Origin of the sequence: Nocardia sp. NPDC060220 (assembly GCF_042727815.1) — a bacterium.
GTDB lineage: Bacteria > Actinomycetota > Actinomycetes > Mycobacteriales > Mycobacteriaceae > Nocardia.
Genome location: NZ_JBHWZY010000823.1, coordinates 1 through 3,039, shown reverse-complemented (window position 1 = coordinate 3,039; position 3,039 = coordinate 1). Strand labels below are relative to the sequence as shown.

At 63.2% G+C, this 3,039-nt stretch carries 3 protein-coding genes and 1 pseudogene; 3 read left to right on the top strand and 1 reads right to left on the bottom strand.

Going from position 1 to position 3,039, the window contains the following annotated elements; all coding sequences use genetic code 11:
• Positions 1 to 953 precede the first annotated feature (953 nt).
• From ACFWF3_RS30260 to ACFWF3_RS30250, 3 genes and pseudogenes are all read left to right on the top strand, one after another.
• The gene (locus ACFWF3_RS30260; RefSeq protein ID WP_378996046.1) at positions 954 to 1,298 is read left to right on the top strand and encodes a hypothetical protein; all 345 of its coding nucleotides are present in this window, start codon (positions 954 to 956) and stop codon (positions 1,296 to 1,298) included.
• Positions 1,299 to 1,382: 84 nt separating this feature from the next.
• Positions 1,383 to 1,532: pseudogene (locus ACFWF3_RS30255) on the top strand (type II toxin-antitoxin system Phd/YefM family antitoxin); the annotation flags it as partial.
• Positions 1,533 to 1,627: 95 nt separating this feature from the next.
• Entirely contained in the window at positions 1,628 to 2,029 is a 402-nt protein-coding gene (locus tag ACFWF3_RS30250) for a PIN domain-containing protein (RefSeq protein WP_379317071.1), read from the top strand.
• A gap of 74 nt (positions 2,030 to 2,103) precedes the next feature.
• On the opposite strand, the gene ACFWF3_RS30245 is transcribed toward ACFWF3_RS30250, so the two are convergent.
• A partial coding sequence (locus ACFWF3_RS30245; protein ID WP_379317069.1) for an O-succinylhomoserine sulfhydrylase occupies positions 2,104 to 3,039 on the bottom strand: 936 nt, incomplete at its 5' end.

The following is a 3,039-nucleotide window of genomic DNA, read 5'->3' as shown; positions in this document are numbered from 1 at the left end:
AACGAGCATTGGCATTTGAAATATCCCGATCCTCACTTGTCCCCCTGCTCCCATTTTTTTGGATCGGTCGTCCAACCAATCGATCACCTCAGACCGCTCGCGCCGGTCGGCCGAAAGCGTGGTTGTCCATGTCGGGCGAACTATACGAACCCCACCGCGTCTGAGCAGTACAGACGCCACCGCGACAAGGGGCGAGCCGACATGAGGTATTGGGCCTGACCGGCCAATCCATGCGTCCCTCCCATACGCAACATGGGAAGACTAAGCCGCCTACCTGAGATTCGTCAATCCGAACCGGCTACTACACACTGACCTGCAACCGTCGCCGTTGGTTAGCGCCCCGCGGTTGGGTTCAAACGGACGTAACCGCACATTGCCTGCGCCTTTTCGGTTATTTGCCGGTACCGTCGGCCGAGGCTCGACGATAAGCCCCGCACGGCGGCAGCGCTGATGGCCATCGACGCTGGCCGCCAGATTCACATGTGAGTGCCGATCGACGTCGATATTCTCGCTGGACTTCGCGAGACTGTACGACTAGCGGTAGCACGGCTCCACATAGATCAGGAGCAACCGACATAACATGTAGCACGTTGCGGAAGCGCTCGCAGGCAACACCTTCCCGAGCGGGAGCGTGACTTCGTGGACATAAGTGTCTTTTACCACGCTCGAACACACCGGAATTACGGATACTTCGGCCGGTTGATCTGAAGGGCGGATTTCAGCCTCCGGTCGTGGAGACCAGTTGGACGTAGCGCCTCTCGGACAGTGCCGAGTGCGCTGGCGATCATCGACATCGAACGCAGGATCGACCTCTTCGAGCGCGACCTGGCCCCGCCTGCGCAACCTGGGCTGAGACCGGTCTGCTCAGATCCCTGGCCGGGCGCCCATTAACGGCGCCCGGCCAGATATCGATCCATGGTCACGAACACCGGAACGACACAAGGAAATGAACCATGGGATTGTGGATCGGTAGCCCCGCGCTGAACGCCACCGAGAAGGTCGTCTGGCAGAAACTCGCCAATCGAACGCAAGGGAGCAGGGCCGTCGGCGGACGCCTCCATCTGACCGAAACCCGACTGCTCTTCGTACCCAATCACCTCGACGCGATCACCGGCGGCAAGCGCTGGGAAGCGCGCCTGACCCAGCTGCGCGCCGTCGGGCAGCAAAGCCCGGATGGCGGCCTGTTCAGCGGCGGCCTGCGCACTCGTCTGCGCGTCGACACCGACGCCGGAACCGAGCTTTTCGTCATCGATCCGATCGACGAGGCGATCGCGATTCTGGACGCCGCAAGACAGTGAATCCGCTCAGGGCATGGTCGAGCCCACCGAGAAGCCCGTAAAGTCTGTAGACAATAGTAGACAATTTTCGGCTAGACTGATTTCATGAAGTCGATCAGTGTCGGCGAACTCCGCCAGAATCCGTCCGCGATGGTCGCCGACGTCGAGTCCGGCGAGGTCTATGAGTTGACGCGCCACAACCATCGGGTCGGCTACATCGTCCCCGCGGTCTCGTCGACCCAGATCATCCGGCGCGCGGTCGACGGTGGGGCACACACGAGCGCCATCGCCCGGCACGAACTGCGCAGCGCGGCGTCGATCGACGAGCTCCTCGAGTCCGAGAAGGGCGAGTGGTGAGGGCTTATTACCTCGACACCTCGGTGGCAATGCGGATCATGCTGGGGCATTCCATCGAAGCCGCACGGTGGTTCGATGAGACGACCGCGGACAAAGAGTGCCGGATCGTCTCTTCGCGACTGTTGCGCACCGAGATCACTCGCGTCCTTCGCCGGGAAGGCCTGCCCGTGCTCGACCGAGGTCAGATCATCGACCACATCGACATCATTCCGATCGATCACGCTGTGCTGAACGAAGCCGAGGCGATCATCTCGCACATCCGGACACTCGACGCGATTCATCTCGCCTCGGCACTGCGCAGCGGCTTGGACGATCTCACGGTGGTGACCCACGACAAGAACATGGCCACCGTCGCGGGCCACCTGGGGTTCGCGGTCTACGACCCGGTCCGGTAGGCGATCCACGAGTCCGACGTCGACCTGCCGAGCGTGGGTCGTTGCGACAGGCCGACTCGGGACGTTCGGACGAACTAGCTCAGGGCGTTGTCGAGGTCGCCGAGGAGATCTTCGAGGTCTTCCAGACCGACCGAGATACGAACTACCCCGTCGGACAGGCCGATTGACGCACGCCCCTCCGGGCCCATGGCTCGGTGGGTGGTGGTGGCGGGGTGGGTGATCATGGTTTTGGCGTCGCCGAGGTTGTTGGAGATGTCGATGATGCGCAGGCGGTTGAGGACCTCGAAGGCTCGCTTCTTGCCGTCTTCGCCGTTGAGGGCGAAGGTGACTACGGTGCCGCCGCCGGTCATCTGTTCTTTGGCCAGCGCGTGTTGCGGATGTGATTCCAGGAAGGGGTATTTCACCCAGTCGACCGAGTTCTTGGTCTCCAGGAACTCGGCCACCCGCAGGGCCGACTCGGTGGAATGGCGCACGCGCAACGGCATGGTTTCCAGGCCCTTGAGCAAGGTCCAGGCGTTGAACGGGCTCAGCGCCGGGCCGGTGTGGCGCATCAGGGTTTTGACGGGGCCGTCGATGTAGTCCTGGGCGCCGAGGATGGCGCCGCCGAGGACGCGACCCTGGCCGTCGATGTGTTTGGTGCCGGAGTAGACCACCACGTCGGCGCCGAGTTCGAAGCCGCGCTGGAGCAGCGGAGTGGCGAAGACGTTGTCCAGCACCACCTTCGCGCCCGCGGCGTGGGCGAGCTCGGTGACCTTGCGGACATCGACGAGGGTCTGCATCGGGTTGGCGGGGGTCTCGAAGAACACGGCCTGGGTGGGGACGGAGAGGGCCTGCTCCCACTGGTCGAGGTCGTCACCGTCGACGAAGACGGTTTCGATGCCCCAGCGCGGCAGGATCTCGTTACAGACCACGAAACAGGAACCGAACAGGCTGCGGGCGGCGACGAGACGGTCGCCCGCCTTCAGCAAGGCGCCGAGCGCGGTGAACACCGCCGACATGCCGGACGCGGT

Excerpts from the sequence above, each read along its gene's own strand:
- ACFWF3_RS30260 (WP_378996046.1), top strand. The coding sequence starts at position 954 with ATGGGATTGTGGATCGGTAGCCCCGCGCTGAACGCCACCGAGAAGGTC.